Source organism: Neolewinella xylanilytica, assembly GCF_002934605.1.
Taxonomy (GTDB): Bacteria; Bacteroidota; Bacteroidia; order Chitinophagales; family Saprospiraceae; genus Neolewinella; species Neolewinella xylanilytica.
Map to the genome: position 1 here is coordinate 587653 of NZ_PTJC01000005.1, position 21027 is coordinate 608679.

Annotated in this window: 3 protein-coding genes; 1 reads left to right on the top strand and 2 read right to left on the bottom strand. The window is 55.7% G+C overall.

The window, feature by feature from the left end; genetic code table 11:
* Together CLV84_RS02360 and CLV84_RS02365 are read right to left on the bottom strand one after the other, a co-directional pair.
* Positions 1-2361, bottom strand: coding sequence for a GumC family protein (locus CLV84_RS02360; RefSeq protein ID WP_104418130.1), 2361 nt, complete (start codon positions 2359-2361; stop codon positions 1-3).
* A 29-nt stretch (positions 2362-2390) separates the two neighbouring features.
* Complete coding sequence (locus CLV84_RS02365; RefSeq protein WP_104418131.1) at positions 2391-3179, bottom strand: polysaccharide biosynthesis/export family protein; 789 nt, start codon at positions 3177-3179, stop codon at positions 2391-2393.
* A gap of 1255 nt (positions 3180-4434) precedes the next feature.
* On the opposite strand from CLV84_RS02365, the gene CLV84_RS21945 reads away from it, so the two are divergent.
* Positions 4435-21024: a PKD domain-containing protein gene (locus CLV84_RS21945; protein WP_211295138.1), complete on the top strand. Its 16590-nt coding sequence runs from the start codon at positions 4435-4437 to the stop codon at positions 21022-21024.
* Positions 21025-21027: the final 3 nt, after the last annotated feature.

Here is a 21027-nt window from a genome sequence, read left to right on the forward strand (position 1 = left end):
CTATTCGTAGTAGCCGTAGCCGTACCCGTAAGAAGCTTTCGGGTTAATTCCGTTGATGACCATGTTCAAGCGGGGCAGTTTGCCCGTCTCGATGATTTCCGTGATGTAGTTGACGCTCTTCTTAGGCGTGACACCGACGCGGACCATAAACAGCGTAACGTTGATGTAGTCTTTCATGAGCAGACCGTCAGTGACGACGCCGACCGGCGGAGCGTCCAAAATGATCACGTCGAAATCTTGCCGCAAGCGGTGGATCAGATTTCCCATCCGGCCGTCCATCAGCAGCTCCGTCGGGTTCGGTGGGATGGGGCCGCTCGCTATGAGATGGAGTCCCTCCTGCACGGTAGGCTTGATGACGTCTTCGTAGGAAGCCTGTCCGATCAGGTAATTAGAAAGGCCGACCTGGTTGGTGGGGTCGTCCGATTTGGATACCATCGTGGCCAACTTCGGCTTGCGCATGTCCAAACCCACGACCACTACCCGTTTTTTTGACAGCGCCAGCGCGGCTGACAGGTTCGAGGCAATGAAGCTCTTTCCTTCGCCGCTCACGCTGGAGGTGACCATAATCACCGACGGCTGATCGGCGGGCAGCATGAAGCCCAGGTTGGTGCGGAGCAAGCGGAAAGCCTCCGCCACTCCGTTGCGGCTATTCTGGGTGACCACGATGGAGCCATGATCCTTGCTTTGGGTGATCCGGCCGACCACCGGGTAGGGGAACACCTTCATGATTTCCTTCTCGGTGCCGAGCTTGGTGCCCAGCACCTCCCGCAGAAAGATCGTACCGCCGGGTACGATCAACCCCACGCCGAAGGCGAACAGGTAGATCATCGTTTTATTTGGGCTGACCGGGTTCGGGCTGCTGGAGGCGCGGTCGATGATGCGGGTGTTCGGGGTCTGCGCGGCGATCGTAATGGCCGCTTCCTCCCGCTTTTCCATCAGGAAGATGAAGAGGTTCTGCTTGATCTCCTGTTGCCGCATGATCTGCAACAACCGCTTCTCGTTGGCGGGAAGCCGGTTCATCTGCGCCTGCAGCGGGGCTATCCGCTCCTCGATCTTGGTAGCGCGTTCGTTGGTTTCCCGAAGAATGGAATTGATGCTGCGGAGGAGACTCTCCTTTAAGTTGTTCAGCTGCTCGCTAAAGGTCGCTACCGTGGGGTGGGATTCGGTCACGAACTCCAGGCTCTGATCCCGCTCGTAAATAAGTTGGTTGTACTGGACGATCAGGTCCGACAGCACCCCGGAGATCACCTCCGAAGCCAGGGGAAGGGGGTCGTAGCTATTTTCTTCCGTGAGGGTCCGCCGGACTTCCTCGACCAGTTCCCGGCGAATCTGTAGTTCGGCTAGTTGCGCATCCGCCTCGTTCATCTGGGAGAGGTAGTTCGAACCCTGGGTAGATAGGTCCACGCTGATGTTGGCGTTCTGCTTGAAGCTGGCAACGTTGCTTTCCACTTCGTAGAGCTCGTCGGTAACGTATTCCAGGCGTTCTTCGATAAAGGCTACGGTCTGACCGCCCGTCTGCCTTTGCTCCTCCACAATCTGTTGCTCGTACACCGCGACCAAGGCATTAAGAATGTCAGTCGCCTTTTCCGGGACGGGGTCGGTAATGCTTAGGCTGACAACCCCCGAGCTTTCCACTTGGGCTACGTACAGACTGCGGTTGTAGCCCCCCGCTACGTCCGACGGCTTACGAACAATTATTTGGTAGATGTCGGGCTGACCGATAATGGAAGCCCCCTCCTCGATCGCCAGGAGGAACCGCCGGTTGCCGATCCGAAGGGGCTCGTCGTAGGAGACCGAAGCCGTATCGCCTTCGGAGCGGATCAGCGAAAAGGTGTTGGCATTGTCGAAGCGGACCATGACGCTTCCGTATACGATGGGCTCGTTGGCCGTGGCTGCGGTGGTCGTAACGGTATCCACCAGTAGCAGGCCGAATTGATCGGGTTTGTAGATTTCTACGTCACGCACCGAACCCAGGTGAAAGTAGCTGATGTCGAGGCCCAGCAAATTGACCACCCGTTCCATCAGGTACTTTGAACGCAGCATGAAGATCTCGTTGTCAATCTTGTAGGTATTCTCGAATCCGAGTTCCTGGGCGATGACATCCGTTGACAATCCCCCGCTGCTGGACTGCTCCTCGATCAGCATGGAGGTCTGGGCCTGATATACGGGCGTCGTGTAGCGCAGGTGCAGCCAGGCCAGAAAAAAGCAGATCCCTATCGCCAGGACGAACCAGTACCAGTTGCGGAGCATCCGGTTAATTAGGGCCTCGAAATCCAGCTGGATCGCCGGAGCGAAGGGATTGGCCTGGGGGCCACCCGTCTTAAAATTGTGCGGCGCGAAGTCCTCTGGAATATTTTTCATAGTGTTGTAACTAGGTTGCCGCCTCCGGCTTAATTCTTAATGACCAGGGTAAGGATCACGGAAGTAGCGATTGAGATCACCGGCCCGAGGTAGTTAATGAGCCGCTGGCCCGGATCGGAGACGGTAGCGGTTCTGGCCCGGATGGGATCGACGTATATAACGTCGTTTTGCTTCAGATAGTAGTACTCGGAGTTAAAGATGCTGTCATCCTGGAGGCTAATTCTTTGATAACTCCGCACGCCGGCTTCCTCGCGTACTACCAGAATATTATCCCGGTTGGCGTAGTCGGTCAGGTCGCCGGCCATGCCGAGCGCTTCCAGGATCGTCACCCGGGAGTTCGGCATCGTAATGACACCAGGGGCGAATACTTCCCCCAAAATGGTGACCTTAAAGTTAAGGAACCGCACGTTGACAACCGGGTCGCGGAGGTATTCCCGCAAACGGCCCCGGATTAGGAATTGCAGCGACTCCAACGTTTGCCCCGCCGCTTCGATACGCCCTAACAGGGGCAGGTCGATGTAGCCGTCTTCATCCACCAAGTAACCCTGGAATAGCTGGATGTTCTGCGAGCTAGCCTGGGAAGCACTGGCCATTTGGGTCGTTTGGTTGAACGGCATGGCTGCCTCCGGATTGACGCTTTCCACATCGATGCGGAGCAAGTCCTTCGGTTGAATTTGCAATTCGACCTTGTTGTCGATCTGCTCGGTCTTGTTGGCGGTAACGGGTACCTCCTGAAAGTTTCGCAATTCTTCGTAGGATACACAACCGGTAAGGCTACCCAGCAGGTAGAGGGCCAGAAAAACGATAGGCAGTCTCATGAAGTTAAGTTGTAGCAAGTGATCTCAGCGCCGAAATTAGCGACTTATTAGCACGCCTTCGGCGTCCATGTGTCGAAAGGACACAAGCTCGGGTGGTGTGAAAATGTGGAAAATGCCGAAATCTGGTTTGAAAGAACGGATGGCCCGTTCCGGATTTAGTTGGGGAATACCGGCCGGAAGTCCGGCCGAAAAGGTATCTGATGGGTACAGGTAGCTTCCGTTGCCCGAAGGGCGAGCTGGTGATTTTAAAGCTGTCCGCCGAACGGTAACGACGCGAGGTGAGGTCGGAGCGCCGGATTCACATAAGTGAAGGATGGCGCTCGTGGTACAAACGTTGATCTTGGTGTTAGTGGTGCAGAAACGTTGCCGTCTTCTGCGATCCTGGCCGAAACGGCAAAAGTGGGAATGATGTTTGCTACCCCCGGCAGGTGGTGATGCATGGATGTATTATTCTAGTGTGTTAGTCTGAGCTTCACCTGCTAAAAGGCAGGTCCACGATCAACCCGTGAGGCTACGGAAGTATCCGCTCGCTCACATTCCAGGAAATCTACGTGGTGCAAAGATAGAATCAAATACGGACAGCTGCAAAATTACTCCCCGATTATGGGTAGGCTTCCGTACGGCGGCGGGGCGCGGGTGCCAGGGCGGTAACGGAAACGAAGGGAGCCTCGGATTGCCGGTAAAAGCCCGCGAAAACCAGCAGGCGACCTTTTTAGGGCTGGAACCGCTTGGGCCGTTCTTCTGCTGTGCCGCGCTTCTTAACGTTCGTACCCCGGATGCGGTAGAACCTTATCGTGCACGGCCCGTTCTAACCATACGCTCTCTTTTGACGGCGCGTTCTCCTTTATCCTTCTTCATCGTTGTGGCGGACCCTACGAAAAAATTTCGTTCCACTGTAACGGCACCCAAATTTTCCTGCATTGAATATCGAAACGGCGCCTTGGATTCCCTCTTGGAGGGGCATTCCCATAAACGGTCTGATGGGCGACGTAAACGTATTCGGAATTATAAAATACACCTGCATCGGCTATGCAACCAATCTAAGTGTGATCTTTGCCGCGTATATTTTATATCACCTTGAATACACCCGGCAACTTACCCTTTCGCGGGTAACTTTTCTACACTCGGAAAGCATAGACCCATTCGCCGGTAGTTTGATTTAGCATTTATAGAGGCCCCGATTGGGCCACGCGTTTTGACACCAATTTTGCTCCGCACCTAGGTCCCTGCTATGTGTGGTACGAAAACAGCACTAATGAACAACACTTTACGTTTGGCGGTAGCCCTTCCGCTCCTGCTTATCACCCAGCTTCTAGGTAGCACCACTTCCCCCGAAGGCCATACCGCGTACCCCATCCCGGCGGCTGTCTGCGCGCCGATCAGTTCACTGGATTGTAGTGAGATCGGTGTGTCCTTGCCCGTAACGTTGTCGTTCAATGGTAACGGCGGCGGACTAGGCGATCGGAACGGTGATTTTACCGGCTTCACCATGGTGGAAGCCCCTTCTTTCAATGAGTTTCCTTCGGAGCCCTCCAATGCCGATATCCCCGGTTTCGAATCGGATCTGCTGGACGTTACCGCAGGCCGTCTGGTCGTCACCAGCACCAAGGGAACCCGCTACCTGATGCCGGTAGGTACGACGACCACCAACAACCAGGTGAACGCCTTGGGAGTAGGTTTCATCGCCCCCGGAAGTGTGTACAACGTAGCAGTCGACCTGGCTCAACCGGATTTCGCGGGTAGTGCCACCTCGGCAGACCAGCAAGCGGGTATCTGGTTCGGGCTGGACGAGGACCAGTACGTGCACGTGGCGCTGGTGAAGGTCACCGACAACTCCCAGCGGGTGCAACTACTCGTTGAGTCGCTGGATCCAGCGGATCCCAACCGGGTAATTACTTCCGAAATCTTCTCGAATAGCTTTCAGACCAACAAGACCTCCATTCAACTGCGATTGGAACTGGACCCGGTGTTTGATCGGGTTAGCGCTTATTATTCGATCGATGGAGAAAACGAACTGCAGGTAGTAAACAGCCAGGGTGGTTTTCTGCCACTTCCCGCTTCGCTACAGGGGGGGATCGACCACGACGGCGATAACAGTACGGATAACTTGTCGTTTGCCGGAATTTATACCACCCACCGCCGCGCCGCCATCAACGAAGCCATCAGTTTCTCCTTCGATGAATTCTCGGTATCGGTCGAGGATTATACCCCTGGCTTGGTGTGGTCACCCGATCAGGTCAACTTCGACTTGGCGAAAGCCCAAACCGGAAAGTCTTTTACGGTAGACCTACGGACCAACGACGGCACCACCCCCAACATAGCCATTTCGAGCAATCCCACCAGTAGCAGCTGGCTTACGCTGCCCGCCAATCCCCGTCTCGGCGAACTGCAATTTGCCATAAAATCCGGCATTCCGGTCGGACAATACAGTACCCGGATCACTGCCACGGCGAATGGGTACGTTACGGACGAGCTAACCGTCACGGCAACCGTGAGCGACAAGAGTGGAATCCCGACCATCACCGGCAGTATCCCCGCCAACGGCGAGGACAACGTGTCGCTTACGACTTCCATTTCGGCCAACGAACTGTACTTGCCCAACGGTGATAACGGCATCTTCGGTATCGATAACCTGACGATCACCCAGCAGACGGTCAAACTCTTCCGCTTTGCGGATGGCATTGAAATTCCTTCGACCGTTAATGGTAGTGGGGGAGGTGATGCGATCAACCTTACGCCATCCATTCCCCTTGAGCCGAATACGACCTATCGTTTCGTGATCGACGGGGTGACGGATCTCACCGGAGCAGCCTTTGAGCGGTTTGAGGCCGTTTTCACTACGGCCGCCGATGACACCGGCGCCAGTGGAGCCCTGGACGACGTCTCGTTTACCCGCGTCGGTGATGTAGCCACCGGTCATGGTTACTCTTCCCTCACGATCGGTCCGGACGGAAAGCTCTACGGCCTACGCATCACCGGTACGATCGATCGGTGGAGCATTCAGGAGGAGAGCGGCGCGCTGGTGGATATGGAAACGATCACCACGCTCGAAGATGTTTACGGTAGCCGCGCCGCTATCGGTCTCGTTTTTGAACCGGGCTCCGACGCAAACAACCTTATTGCGTACGTAAGCCATGCCGACGGGGTGCTTAACAACGGTCCGCCCTGGAATGGTAAGATCAGCCAACTCTCCGGACCTAATTTAGGCACCGAAAAACTGGTGATCACCAATTTGCCCCGGTCGCGCCGGGATCACCTCATCAACGGCATCGTGTTCGACCCCACGAACCCCCGTGCATTCTACTTCAACGTAGGCAGCAACACGGCCGGTGGCGAACCCGACGGCTCTTGGGGCTTCCGTAAGGAACGCCTGCTATCGGCAGCGACCCTGCGGATGGACCTAGATAAGCTGCCGGAATCGAAGTGGCCGTTGAATGCGAAAACGACCATGGATCAGGAGGCGATCAACAACGTCGATACCAATTCCCCCACCCTCGGTGACGGAAACGGAACGTACTTCGAATCCGACCAGTCCTTCCCCGACGATGGTACCTATAACCCGTATTACACCGAAGCTCCGCTGACCATTTTCGCCACCGGTATCCGGAATGCCTACGATCTGGTTTGGCATACAAACGGCCAGCTCTACATTCCGACCAACGGTACGGCCGGCGGTAGCAATACTCCCGCCTCCGTAGACGGGACGCGTCGGGTGAATGGAAACTACTACAACCATAGCGACCCGAGTGGGAAGTTCCCACCGGTGCCGGCCACCTTTAGCAACAATACCCAGCGAGATTTTCTCTTTCGGGTCGATCCGACTCGAGACGTCGGCTATTTCGGTCACCCCAATCCGATTCGCGGAGAGTACGTCCTGAACCGGGGCCCGGTGGACGTTTCCGGTTACGGCAACAACGTGGCTCCCGATCCGAACTATCGTGGAATCGCTTACGATTTTGGATATAGCAAGTCGCCCAACGGAGCGATCGTCTACAAAAGCGATGCGGAGGGCGGCAAGCTTAAGGGAGCCATTCTGGTTTGCCGGTATTCCAACGGTAGCGATATTATGGCCCTGGTACCGAACGGTCCTAACGGTGATATCCTGACCACCAAGCTGGGTATCCCCGGTTTCAAGGACTTCGGCGACCCGCTTGACCTTACCGAAGATCCAAACAACGGGAACCTATACGTGTCTGACTTCGCCCGTCAATCCATCGTACTGCTGAAACCCAGCGATCAAAGCTCTCCCGAGCCCATTGTACAATTAATTCCTTCGCCTACCCTGATTACCGAAGGAATTGCGGACGGAGTGGCGGAAAATCCCCAAACGGTCTTTCTCGTCAACGCCGGTAATGCTGCCTTGATCAATCCGGTAGCAAGCCTATCGGGCCCCGATGCGGGTCAATTTTCGGTGAATACGTCATCCATTCCGGGTACACTCGATCCCAACAAGGCCGTCTCCATCTTCGTCACCTTCAATCCTACCACCGAAGGCCCGAAAGTGGCTACTCTTACGGTTGCTGGATCTAACTCACCGGTTTCCGCGCAGATTGAAATCCGGGGGCTAGGGAAAAAGGGAACAGGCGGGTCCAATGAACCTTCCCTGCAGCAAATTATCGATACCTACGGGTACGAGATCGACATTGCCGACGGCAACCCCTCGACCAACCGCATCGATCTTCCAAGCGGAAAAGACTACAACGACCTGCTCGGTGACGAAGCCGGAATCCAGTATTTCCGGCGGGCCACCGACGGCCCGGTTACGGTCGAGGTGCTTGGCGTGTACGGTCCGGTGGACAAGAATCCCGTTACGGGCTTCGGATGGTACGAAAGTGGAATTAGCACTTCCACCGAAGAGTTATTTACGGTAGGCAACGTGCCCGCCAGCAACGGACAAACACTCACTCCCACCATTTCCGGCGCTACCGAGTTCAACCCAACTGCTGAGGTGTTTGGTTTTTACAGCCGGTGGCCGTCTTTCGCAGATCGCCAGGTTTTCCTGGAAGACGGGTTAAACACATTTGACGCCGCTACCCCGCACCATGTCCGGGTCTATGAGATTCCGGGGCAGGACAATACGTTCGTGTTGGCCTTTGAAGAACATACGAGTGGTTTCGATTACCAGGATATCGTCGTGGTCGTGCGTAACGTGGATCCAGCTTCCCTCATACTGGCCCCCGAAATAACCGCCGTCCCGGAGGAGATGATTTTCGAGGTTTCCGAACGCACGGGTGGCCCCCAATCCCAGACCAAACAGGTCGTTATCACGAACACGGGGAATGCCGTCTTGGAGATTTCCGGTGTAAGGATTGACGGACCTTACGCGAAGAATTATTCCTTCATCGGTCCCGGTGTGCTCACGCTCGCCCCCGATGCGTCCCAGACTTACAGTGTCACTTTCGACCCCCCCAATAACAATACCGAAAGCGATCGGGGTTACCAGGAGGCAAGCCTGACTTTCTCGACTAATTCAGAAGGTAACCAGTTCAATCTGGGCCTCCACGGCCTCAAAAAGTGGGGACTGGAGGGAGGCGCCGAGCCACCCCTACAGGACGTGGTCAACACGCTTGGAATCGGCATCGATGTCGGATGGACCACGTTGAGTGACGACGTTTCTATTCCCGTGCGCGGGCAAGAGGTACAGGAACCTATTTTCGAAGCGGCCGGTGCCGGACCGGTAGGTATCCAGGTAGTGGCACGTTATGCTCCGGCCGGTGTCGTGCCTTACGGGTACTACACGAAACGCAACGGAGAAATCACGCTTAACCAACTTGGGACTTTGGCCGATGGCCTTGCCGCGGCACAAACCCTATTCCCCCCCCGGGTTACTGGTGCCAACCAGTTTACGGTCAATACCAAAAACGGGTTTGGACTATACGTTAATCCGGGAGGTAGCTCCGGTGTACTCTACACCGAAGACGAATTAAATACCGGTGGGGTAGAACATCGTGCACGCGTTTACCCCGCCCGTGATCGTGACGGAAGGCTGGTGCCCAATAGCTACGTTATTGGTTTCGAGGAGGCCGAAAACGGTGATTACCAGGATTATCTGATCGTGATCACGAATGCCAGGGCCTACATTGCCCCCGAGCCTGCCCTGTCCTTTCTACCGCCATCGATTGATGTAGTGGCTACGGAAGGAAAATTGTCGAGCCCCTATACGGTTGCTTTGGAAGCAAACACCGACATCGATTCCGACGCCGTTCAGCTATCCAGTAGCGCCCCCTGGCTCGTATTGCCAGGAAGTTACACGTACGGCGAACTGATCGACGTACGGGTTGACGCCTCTCAGCTCACGTTTGGCGTTTACGAAGCGGAAGTGACGGCAATTGCTTCCGGGTTTCAGTCTTCCGTATTGAACGTTACGGTTACCGTAAATCAACCGGATGCGGAAGGAACCATCAAAATTAATTTTCAGGACGACTCCTTTACGCCTCCGGGAGGTTACCTGGCTGACATTGGAGAAGCCTACGGACGGCGGGGTAACGGTTATACCTACGGCTGGATTAATCCGGCGACCCGTCGACCATCCAGTAATATCACGGGGGCCCGCGGTGACGAACGTGGGTTGTCCAACCTTAGCACCGATGCGGAGAAATTGTTACGCTCCTACAACCATTTGGACATGTTGGGGCAGAACAATCCGCACGATTGGGAGATTGAACTGCCAAACGGACTTTACCGGATTGAGCTAGCAGCCGGCGATCCGATTGCGTTTAATAGCTTGCATACCATCCGAGCGGAAGACTCGGTGCTGATCGACAACTTCATTCCAGCCGTCGACTCCAAATTCGCGGTCGGGCTCGACACCGTCCGGGTGAATGACGGCAGGCTGACGCTGGATGACGTTGGTGCGCCCACTTTGGGGAATACCAAGATCATCTACGTGGATATCGTCCCCGTCGATAGCAGCTCCTTCGAGCCGGCCATTTCTATTAATCTGCGTGGAAACCAAAACGACCAGGGTGCTTACTACGGCGAGGTATTGGTATCACTTTCTGCTGCGGATAAGTCCGGTAGCGGGGGCATTGACGCGTTAACTTATTCCCTTAACGGAGAAGCGCCAGTAGCTTATAACGAACCGTTCACCGTAGTTATTCCAGCGGGTCAATCTTTCACCAGCAACATCATCGAGGTTTCCGCGACCGACGCGCTTGGTAATTCCGGGAGCAGGCTCCGATCCTTTGACCTCATCCCCTTCACCGGCGCCAGCATGCGGGTAGAGAACCTCACCCGAATTCGCGGATTAGACCGTGGTTGGCCGGCAGAGGATTGGTTCAGCTTTACCAAAATCGAGCGGCCGCTGAATTTCCGGGGAGATACGACAGTGACCCGGTTGCAGAATACTGCTCGAATTTATAATGATGGAGTCTCTCCGTTGATCATTCGCGCCATTACCACTACGGATACGGATTACTATACGGTAACGGGCATTGACATTCCGGCGACCGGCTACGCGGTGCAACCCGGAAGTTACGTGGACGTTGAGTTGAACTTCGTGGTGGACGAGCCGCCATATCGCAGAATAATAGAAGAGGAATTAATTATTTCCTCTAACGCCGACAATGCCATCGATCAGGAAATCCATCTGAGCGGTGTTTACATGGTTGCCCCGGAGGGTAGTAACGAACCCAGCCTGCAACAGCTGTTCGAGGTTTATGGCTTCGGAACGGAAATGGGAAAAAATAGCGACGGCAGTTATATTTTAAGTCCCAATTCTACCTTCCCCAGCGATGCCGACATCAATGCGGGGAAATATGGCGACCTGATTTACAGCGAGTACTTCGTGCAGGCCGACCCGTCTGAAGAAGTCGTGATGGTGAATTTTGGCGCATTCCACGCCCGGGGGTCGAATCGCCACCGCTTACTCGACGCCTCCGGCGAAAAAGCGGTAGGCCCGAGCGTCGGACACGGTCCGCTATGGTTCCAAACCGTACTGCCGGAAACGTTCAATCCATCGCCGAACATCGCCGGTGGAACTACATCGGTAATTTCCGAACCGTTCTGGATTCAGATGGACCGCTATAGTTCCCGCGGCGGAGATCTTTACGGGGATAACGTGAATTCCCAACTTGCCGTGAGGGTATACAAAGCCCTCGACCGCGAGGGCAACGTGATCCCTAATGAATACTTCGGTGTCATGGATATCATCGGCTCTGGCTGCGATGTCCCGGGCAATGGTAATTGTGACTGGCAGGACAACGTCATATACCTGACCAATATCCGGCCGCAGCCGGTACCTACGGTTGCTGACGTTGCCAACCTTACGGTTGACGTCCTTCAACCCCGTTTGTACGATGTATCGACCTTTTTCGACCGCGGGTATCCCGGCAACCGGCTGACCTATTCGGCTACGCTGGCCGGAGGAAGCCCGCTGCCAAACTGGATCGCCCTCGATTCGCTAACCGGGACGTTCACGATCGCGGCAGGCGTTTCACAGGCGAATAACGACTACGATGTTGTCGTAACGGCCACCGATTACAACCTGCTAACGGTTTCGGATCCTTTCACCATTCAAGTCAACGAAACGGATATTGACTGCCTGGTGAATGCGAATGTGGACGGTCTGCCCAAGGTGCTCGACTGCACTACCCAAACCGTACGCCTGAGTGGAAACGTTACGGGTGGGGCGTACTTGTGGAGGGGGCCGGAAGGCTTTCGGTCGAACGTGCAAAACCCGGTCGTTTCCCTTCCCGGCACCTATACGCTGGCCTCCACGGCCGGTGATTGCCCCATCGAAGAAACCGTCGAAGTGCTAGTAGGTCAGCAGCCAGCCGACCTGCGGATTGAAGCGCCCTTTACAACGTTAAGCTGCACGGTCGGTAGTATTGAACTGCGGGCAACCTCTACCAGCGAGGTTACGTATGCCTGGTATAATTTATCGAATCAGTTGATCGGTAATTCCGCCACCATTACGGTGGATGAGCCAGGTGTATACCGCGTGGAGGCAACCAGTTCCGGAAATTGCAAGCGAATCGTTTCCGTAACGATCGACGAAGACAACTCCCTCGCCAGTGCTGGAAACGATGGTTCAATAACGGTATGCGGTGCGGAAGCTCCCTTCAGTTTGTTTGACCGCCTCGTGCAATTGGGTGGAAACCCCCAGGCCGGAGGAACCTGGTCGCTGAACGGAGCTACCGTTCCGGACCTTTTCACCCCCCGGGCAAACACGGGAACGGTTACCTACGCCTATACCGTAGGAGGAGAAGATAACTGTCCCTTCGACGTTTCTCAACTAACCGTATCCATACAGTCCCCTACCGTATACTATGCAGATATTGACCGAGATGGATACGGTGATCCGAACCAGACACTATTGTCCTGCGTGCCGCCGCCGGGTTACGTAACCAACGGACGCGACAATTGCCCTACGGTTAATAGTACTAACCTAACGGATACGGACAACGACGGCCTGGGGAACAGTTGCGATCCGGATGACGATAACGACGGTGTTCCCGATTTGGAAGACTGCGAACCGTTAAATCCACAAGTCGGAAGAGCGCGCGTATACTACGCTGACTTTGATAATGACGGCTTTGGGGATCCGATGGATTCCCTGGTTACCTGTGCCCTGGCTCCCGCTAATTACGTCATTGACAACACAGACAACTGTCCTTATACCGCTAACCCGAGCCAAATAGACAGTGACGGGGATGGTTTTGGTGACGTGTGCGATGGCTCGGCGGCCGGTACCAGTATCTTTTGGTTGGAGGCAGAGTGTGGCGAGGTCGGCTTTAACTGGTCCACCATGCAGATCGATTCGGCGTCCAACGGAGTAGTGGTTTTCTACCAGGGGCCGCCGTCATTAAACAGTCCGCCCGAGGATATTGAAAAGAACCGCCTGCGGTACACGGTCGACAATGTCCAGTCCGGTACTTACCGGCTGTATGGCCGGGTATTTGCCGAAAGCGTCGCCGACGACTCTTTCTGGATCCGCATCAACGGTGGCGAATGGAAACGGTGGTACCAGGGATTCCCGTACGGACAATTCGGTTGGATTGAAGCCGTCGGTAGTCCGATGGAGTTGGTTGACGGACAAAACGTCATCGACATTCTTTTCCGGGAATCGAACGCCCGTTTGGACAAGCTCTATCTCGCTCTGGACGGCATCAAGCCGAATGGTCTCGGAGGAGAGTCCATCAACTGTACTCCCCCGCCGAACCAGGCTCCCATTGCAATCGGTAATTTGCGGCCCGACGTAGGGGTAGCTCCCCTCGAGGTGCGGATGGACGCATCGGAGTCGATCGATTTAGATGGGTACATCACGGAATATGAATGGAACTGGGGGAGCGGCTTCGCCACCGGTAATCCGGTGCGGGAGACGTTCGCCCTTGGCGAGTACGAAGTTACCCTCACCGTCACCGACGATAGGGGCGAAACTGGTTCCGCTACCTTACCGCTACAGGTGCTTGCCCTGGGTGGTGACGACGATGGAGACGGCGTACCGAACGAAGAGGATGTATGCCCCCTGATCTATAATCCGGCTCAGCTACTGCCGACCTTCTACGCCGATGCCGATAATGACGGACTCGGAGACCCGAACGTTTTCGTAGAAAACTGTACCGCGCCCCCCGGTTACGTGGAGAACCGCCTGGACAACTGTCCGGAGACGACCTCCAACGATATAACCGATACGGATGGAGACGGCATAGGTGACATCTGTGACGACGACATCGATAATGACGGGGTCCCGAATGAGGAAGACTGTAATCCATACAATAGTAGCGAAGGCCGGCTAACGGTCTACTACGCCGATTTCGATGGAGATGGATACGGCGACCCCAACAACAGCATTACCGCCTGCACCGCTCCGCAAGACTACGTAATCGATGGATCGGACAACTGTCCGGAAGTTGCGAACGCAGATCAAATGGACAGCGATGGTGACGGCATAGGCAATACCTGTGACCCCTCCGTTGTAGGTAAAACCGATTTCTGGCTGGAAGCGGAATGTGCACTGGTAGGATCCGGTTGGCGGACGGTCACCAATCCCGGCGCTTCCAACGGTCAGTACGTGGTATTCGATAACGGCTCCTCGACAAACCAGGTTCCGGCGGATATTCCGGCTAACCGGGTTCGGTTCAATTTTAAAGGCGTCCAACCCGGCACCTACTACATCTATGCCAGAATTCTTGCCCCCAGCCCGAACGACGATTCTTTCTACACACGGGTGAACGATGGGCCGTGGGTAAGGTGGAACAGTGGTATCTCTCCTGACGGCATTTTCAAGTGGTATGAGTTCTTGCTCGAGCAGGAAACCAATAGCCAGTACGTACTGCTGGATGGAGATAATACGATTGACATCGCATACCGGGAAGACGGTACCTACCTCGACAAGCTGTACGTAAGTACGACGCCCGGTGTACCGGAAGGAGTTGGGGAAATCGCTACAAACTGTGGCAACCTCCCTAATGATGCGCCTAACGCCGTCGCTGAAGCTAGCCCGATCGTCGGCTTGGATCCCTTGACGGTAAGCCTCGATGGCAGCAATTCATCGGATTCGGATGGCATTATTATCAGCTATGACTGGAAGTGGAAAAATGGTGGATCCGCAGTAGGAGCCTTTCCGCAAGCCGTACTGAACGAAGGTTCGTACGCCATCAGCCTTACCGTAACCGATGACGACGGGGCGGTAGCCACCGACGTCGTTAACGTGACGGTACAGTACAACGATACCGACACCGATGGTGATGGTATCCGCGATGTTGAGGACAACTGCCCTAACTTCTTTAACCCGGGACAGGAGCAATCTATTTTCTACGCCGATTTTGATAACGATGGCTACGGCGATCCAAACAACACGATCCTGGCCTGTGAAGCACCAGCCAGATACGTTAGTAATGCTCTCGACAACTGTCCAAACCGAACTTCGTCTAACCTGACGGATACCGACGGTGATGGACAAGGTGATGTCTGCGATCCCGACGACGATAACGACGGTGTCCCCGATAGTGAGGACTGCTACCCGCTTGATCCTACACGGAGCGAGGGGCGGGTGTATTATGCTGACTTCGACAACGACGGTTTCGGCGATCCAACCGATAGTATCGTCGCGTGTAGTCCGCCCATGAACTACGTGGTTGACAATACGGACAACTGTCCGGACATGACCAACCCCAATCAGTTGGACACCGATAACGATGGTATTGGAGACGTCTGCGACGCTTCGATCATCGGGATCAATGAATTTTGGTTGGAAGCAGAATGTGCCCAGGTAGGTGGAAACTGGCGGATCAGAACCGACAGTACGGCTTCCGGAACCGCCTACGTGGTCAGCGCTGAAGAAATCATGTCCGGTCCGCCATCGGACGTGCCTGACAACCGCATTCGGTTCGTTATGCAAAACATGCGTATGGGCAGGTACCATATGTTTGCTCGCGTAGCGGCCGCCACCTCCGCGGACGATTCTTACTGGATTCGTATTAACGACGGAAACTGGCTGGAATGGAAATCGGGAATTATCATCGATAACCAGTTCCACTGGAATGAAGTGGCGAACAGTCCGTTTGCCTTCCGCGAGGGATTCAATACCCTCGACGTTGCTCACCGCGAAAACGGAGCGAAGCTGGATAAAATTCACCTTGATTACGATGGGGCCCTGCCAACTGAATTTGGTGAACAGGATCCTACCTGCGCCGAAGGTGGCAACCAGCGTCCCGTGGCGGTCGCGGCGGCAACTCCCCTCTCCGGACCCGCTCCGCTGAACGTTCAGTTGGACGCAACGGCTTCCTACGACAACGATGGCACCATTGAAGCTTACCAGTGGTCCTATGACGGTAATACCATTACGGGCCCAGCGCCGCAAATTGTCCTGGAAGAAGAAGGAACCTATGCGATAACCCTCACGATTACCGACAACAGCGGAAGTGCCTCAACGGATATCGTACAGGTTACCGTTAATCCTCCCCTCAATATTCCGCCGGTTGCCATTGCAGATGCGACTCCGCTAAGCGGACCCGCACCGGTGCGGGTCGACCTGAATGCCAGCAGATCATCCGATGCGGATGGATCCATTGTTTCCTACCAATGGAACTGGGCAGGCGGATCAGCAACCGGAAGAATCACGTCCCAGAGCTTCCCCGCCGGTACTTACTCGGTAACGCTGACGGTAACCGATAATGGTGGAGCCACGGGCCGGGATACCATTATCATACGCTCCTTGCAGGAAGGAGTCGACAGTGACGGTGATGGAATTCAGGATACGGAAGACAACTGTCCGGATTTTGCCAACCCTAGTCAAGCGATTACTACCTATTTCGCAGACAGAGACGGGGATGGCTTCGGTGACCCCGCCGAATCGATTCAGGACTGCCAGCAACCGAATGGTTACGTTACGGATAATACGGACAACTGTCCCGCCACCTTTAATCCGGATCAATCTGATTCAGATGGCGACGGCGTTGGTGACGCTTGTACGACGGTAGGTGTGAACGAAGCTCCGGTTGCGGTTGCTGAAGGCACGCCACTCGTTGGCGAAGCGCCACTTACCGTACAACTGAGCGGCGAGCAGTCTACCGATTCTGATGGTACTATCGTTTCCTACGCCTGGTCGTGGGCGGGCGGTTCGGCCACTGGTGCCACCACTTCGGCTACGCTTCCGGTAGGTGAGTACCAAATCGTACTTACGGTAACCGATGACGACGATGCCGTCGGTCGGGATACGGTGAGCGTTCGGGTGATCGCCCCTAGCGTAGACACGGACAACGACGGGGTAACCGATGCCGAGGATAATTGTCCTACCGTAGCCAATCCCGATCAGTCCGATCTCGACGGCGACGGAATCGGTGACCTTTGTGACGATGACATCGACGGAGACGGGGTAGCGAATGCAGACGACTGTGACCCTGCCGATCCGCTGGTTGGTGCGGCCACTACGGCATACTACGCCGATGTCGACGGCGACGGATTCGGTGATGCGACGGATTCCCTGGTTGCCTGCGAGCAGCCCGATGGCTATGTGACCGATAACACCGACAACTGCCCCGCTACCTTTAATCCGGACCAAACGGATACGAACGGCGACGGAACGGGTGACGCCTGTACGACAGTGCCGGTGAACGAAGCTCCGGTTGCAATTGCTGAAGGAACTCCGCTTGTTGGCGAAGCACCGCTTACCGTACAATTGAACGGCGAGCAGTCTACCGACTCGGACGGTACCATCGTTTCTTACGCCTGGTCGTGGGAAGGTGGCTCAGCTACGGGCGCAACAGCCTCCGCTACGCTTTCGGTAGGTGAATACCAAATCGTACTTACGGTAACCGATGACGACGATGCCGTCGGTCAGGATACATTAAGCGTACGGGTATCCGCTCCTCAGGTGGACTCGGATACCGATGGTGTGCCCGATGTCGAGGACAACTGTCCTACCGTAGCCAACCCAGATCAATCCGATCTGGATGGCGATGGAACCGGTGACCTTTGTGACGACGACATCGACGGCGACGGCGTGCCGAACGCGGACGATTGCGATCCCTCGGATCCCCTGGTTGGCGCGGCCGGTACGACCTACTACGCCGATGCCGACGAGGATGGATTCGGTGATCCGAACGACTCCCTGGTAGCCTGTGAGCAGCCGGATGGTTACGTGACCGACAACACCGACAACTGCCCCGCCACCTTCAACCCGGAACAAACGGATGCGGACGGTGACGGTGTCGGTGATGCCTGTGACGACCTCGGCCCGTTGGAAACCACCTTTACGTTCGAAGCGGAATGTGCCGCGGTGGGTGGAAACTGGGTATTACAAACCGACAACAATGCCTCGAACGGCACCTACGCGGTTTACAACGGAACCCGGTCGGTCTCTGCTCCTCCCGCGGATGCAGCTCAAAACTACGTGCGGTTTGAAGTACCGAACGCAGTAGCCGGAGCGTATCACCTCTTTGCCCGGGTTTACGCTACGGGAACCGGAAGTGACTCGTACTGGGTACGGGTGAACGGAGGGTCGTGGCAGCAGTGGAATACCTTCAATGCCTACAACCAGTATACCTGGGACGTAGCGGCGGGTAGTCCCTTTACGCTGACGGCCGGATACAACACGGTCGATTTTGCCTACCGGGAGAATAAAGCCCGTTTGGATAAAATCCATCTGGATCTGGACAGTACCCTGCCAAGCGGCATGGGTGACAGGGATGTAGCATGTACCGGCTCGGAGGTGAATCAGCCCCCGACCGCCGTGGCTATGGCTACGCCCACCAGCGGTACCGCTCCGTTGGCGGTCCAACTGGACGGAAGTGGATCGAGCGACGTTGACGGCGAGCTGGTAAATTACCTGTGGAGCTGGGACGGCGGTTCGGCCGCTACGGCGCAGGCGGAAGCCACCTTCACCGAAGGGGTCCACGCCGTGACCCTAACGGTCACCGATGACGACGGAGCTACGAACAGCGACGTGGTGACCGTCACCGTGACGCCTCCCGCCAGCGATGCCGACGGTGACGGCGTGATCGATGCTGAGGATAACTGTCCGGAAACGAGCAACGGTGATCAAACCGACACCGACGGTGACGGAACGGGCGATGCCTGCGACGACGACATCGACGGCGACGGCGTGCCGAACGCGGACGACTGCGATCCCTCGGATCCCCTGGTTGGCGCGGCCGGTACGACCTACTACGCCGATGCCGACGAGGATGGATTCGGTGATCCGAATGACTCTCTGGTAGCCTGTGAGCAACCGGATGGTTACGTGACCGACAACACCGACAACTGCCCCGCCACCTTCAACCCGGAACAAACGGATGCGGACGGTGACGGTATCGGCGATGCCTGTGAAAGCAGCGGTCCTTTGAAAAATGTCTTCACCTTCGAAGCGGAATGTGCTGAGTTTGGTGGATACTGGACGCGTAAGGTGGACGCAAATGCTTCGAATGCTTATGCCATCGTTTACCGCGGAGGAAGTTCTACCCGGACAGCCCCGGCTGACGACCCTAGCAACTACGCGCGCTTTGTCGTGGAAGGTGCCGAAGCAGGTGATTATCACTTATCCGCACGTGTCAACGGTCGTGATGTCGGCAAGGATTCATACTGGGTACGGGTGAACGGGGGTTCATGGGTCAAATGGAACCGTTTCTCCGCTTACGGCACCTATGTTTGGAATCGGGTGTCCGGTAGCCCGGTTACGCTCCAGGAGGGACGTAACACCGTCGACTTCGCCTACCGGGAAGCCGGTGCCCATCTTGATAAAATCCATCTTGACAAGCGTTCGGATATGCCATCCGGAATGGGTAGTCCTGACTTTACTTGTGGGGGTGCTCAAATTAATACCTTGCCGGTCGCCGTGGCAACCGCTACACCGGGTTCCGGTATAGCTCCGCTTACGGTTCAACTGGATGGAAGCGGATCTAGGGATGGAGATGGTACCATTGTTACGTATCAATGGACTTGGACAGGTGGAAGCGCTACGGGCGCAACGACCACGGTAACCCTGGAAGAAGGGGTGTACACGGTCGTTCTTACCGTTACCGATAACAGTGGTGCCTCCGGTAGCGATACGCTTAGAATCGCGGTAGGCACGCTGAATATGGCGGACCGTGATGGTGACGGGGTACCGGACGAAGTAGACAACTGTCCGGATACCGCTAACCCATCGCAGGAATTGCAAACGTTCTACGCGGACGCGGACGGCGATGGATACGGAGACCCGGGGGCACCGCTACAAGCCTGTAGCGCACCGGCCGGCTACGTGGCCAACGCCGATGACAACTGCCCGAGTGTAAACAGTTCGGACCTCACCGATACGGATGGGGACGGACTGGGAGACATTTGTGACCCGGACGATGATAACGACGGTCGGGAAGACGCTTTTGATTGCCAGCCCCTCAACCCGGCGGTAATTTATCAGCAGGCCTACTACCGGGATGCGGACAATGACGGATACGGCAGCCGCCATGAATACGTCTTCAGCTGTACGCAACCCGAAGGCTACGTGACCAACTCTTCCGACAATTGCCCGAACGTCTACAACCCGGATCAACTGGATACGGACCGTGACGGAATTGGGGACGCATGCGACGACCCGGTGGTCGAATTCGACGGCAACTATTGGTTGGAAGCGGAATGCGCTACGCTTAGCAGCGGATGGACTATCGATGAGAGTACCGTGGTATCCAATGGGAAGTACATCGGATTCCAGGGGCTGAGTCGCTACGAGGCCCCTACGGCTACCAGTCCCGGCTCCCAGATTGCTACCACCGTGGATATCGCTGACGACGGAACGTATCACCTGTATTTACGCATGAATGCATGGAGAAGCTCCAGCAACAGCTTCTGGGTACAGGTCGATGCCTCTCCGTGGATCAACTTCTCCAAAATAGTAGGAGGTGCCGCAATCTCCACGGATGGATTCCAGTGGGTGAAAGTCAACAACGACGGTTCCGACTTGAGTTTTGCGCTGGCGGCAGGGGAGCATACGATCCGTATCGCCAACCGAAGCGCTTATACGCTACTGGATAAAATCGTTCTCTCCCAATCTAAGGGGGTACCCGCGGGACTGGGTGGAGCAGCCGTGAATTGTAGCAGCAACTTCACCGGTGCCGAACCGGAAAGCGAAAGAGGAAGTACCGCCGATGCGGAATCGAAATCTTTCGGTAGTGAAGCGACGCTGGAGATCTTCCCGAACCCCGTTGAGACGGAACTGAGCCTCCGTTTCCAAAGTGAAGGAAGCGGTCGGGTGAACGTGATGATCCTGGATATCAGCGGACGCCTGGTACGTGACCTCGAATTCGATAAGGAAGGTGACCTGTTGTCAACGCAACTGGATGTCTCCCAACTTCCGATGGGCACCTATCACCTGCGCATCGTCGCAAAAGACCGCCAGTTGGTTCGAAAGTTCATCAAACTGCGGTAGACA

What these genes read in the sequence shown, in the direction of transcription:
- CLV84_RS21945 (WP_211295138.1), top strand. Translation starts at nt 4,435, where the DNA reads ATGAACAACACTTTACGTTTGGCGGTAGCCCTTCCGCTCCTGCTTATC.
- CLV84_RS02365 (WP_104418131.1), bottom strand. Translation starts at nt 3,179, where the DNA reads ATGAGACTGCCTATCGTTTTTCTGGCCCTCTACCTGCTGGGTAGCCTT.
- CLV84_RS02360 (WP_104418130.1), bottom strand. Translation starts at nt 2,361, where the DNA reads ATGAAAAATATTCCAGAGGACTTCGCGCCGCACAATTTTAAGACGGGT.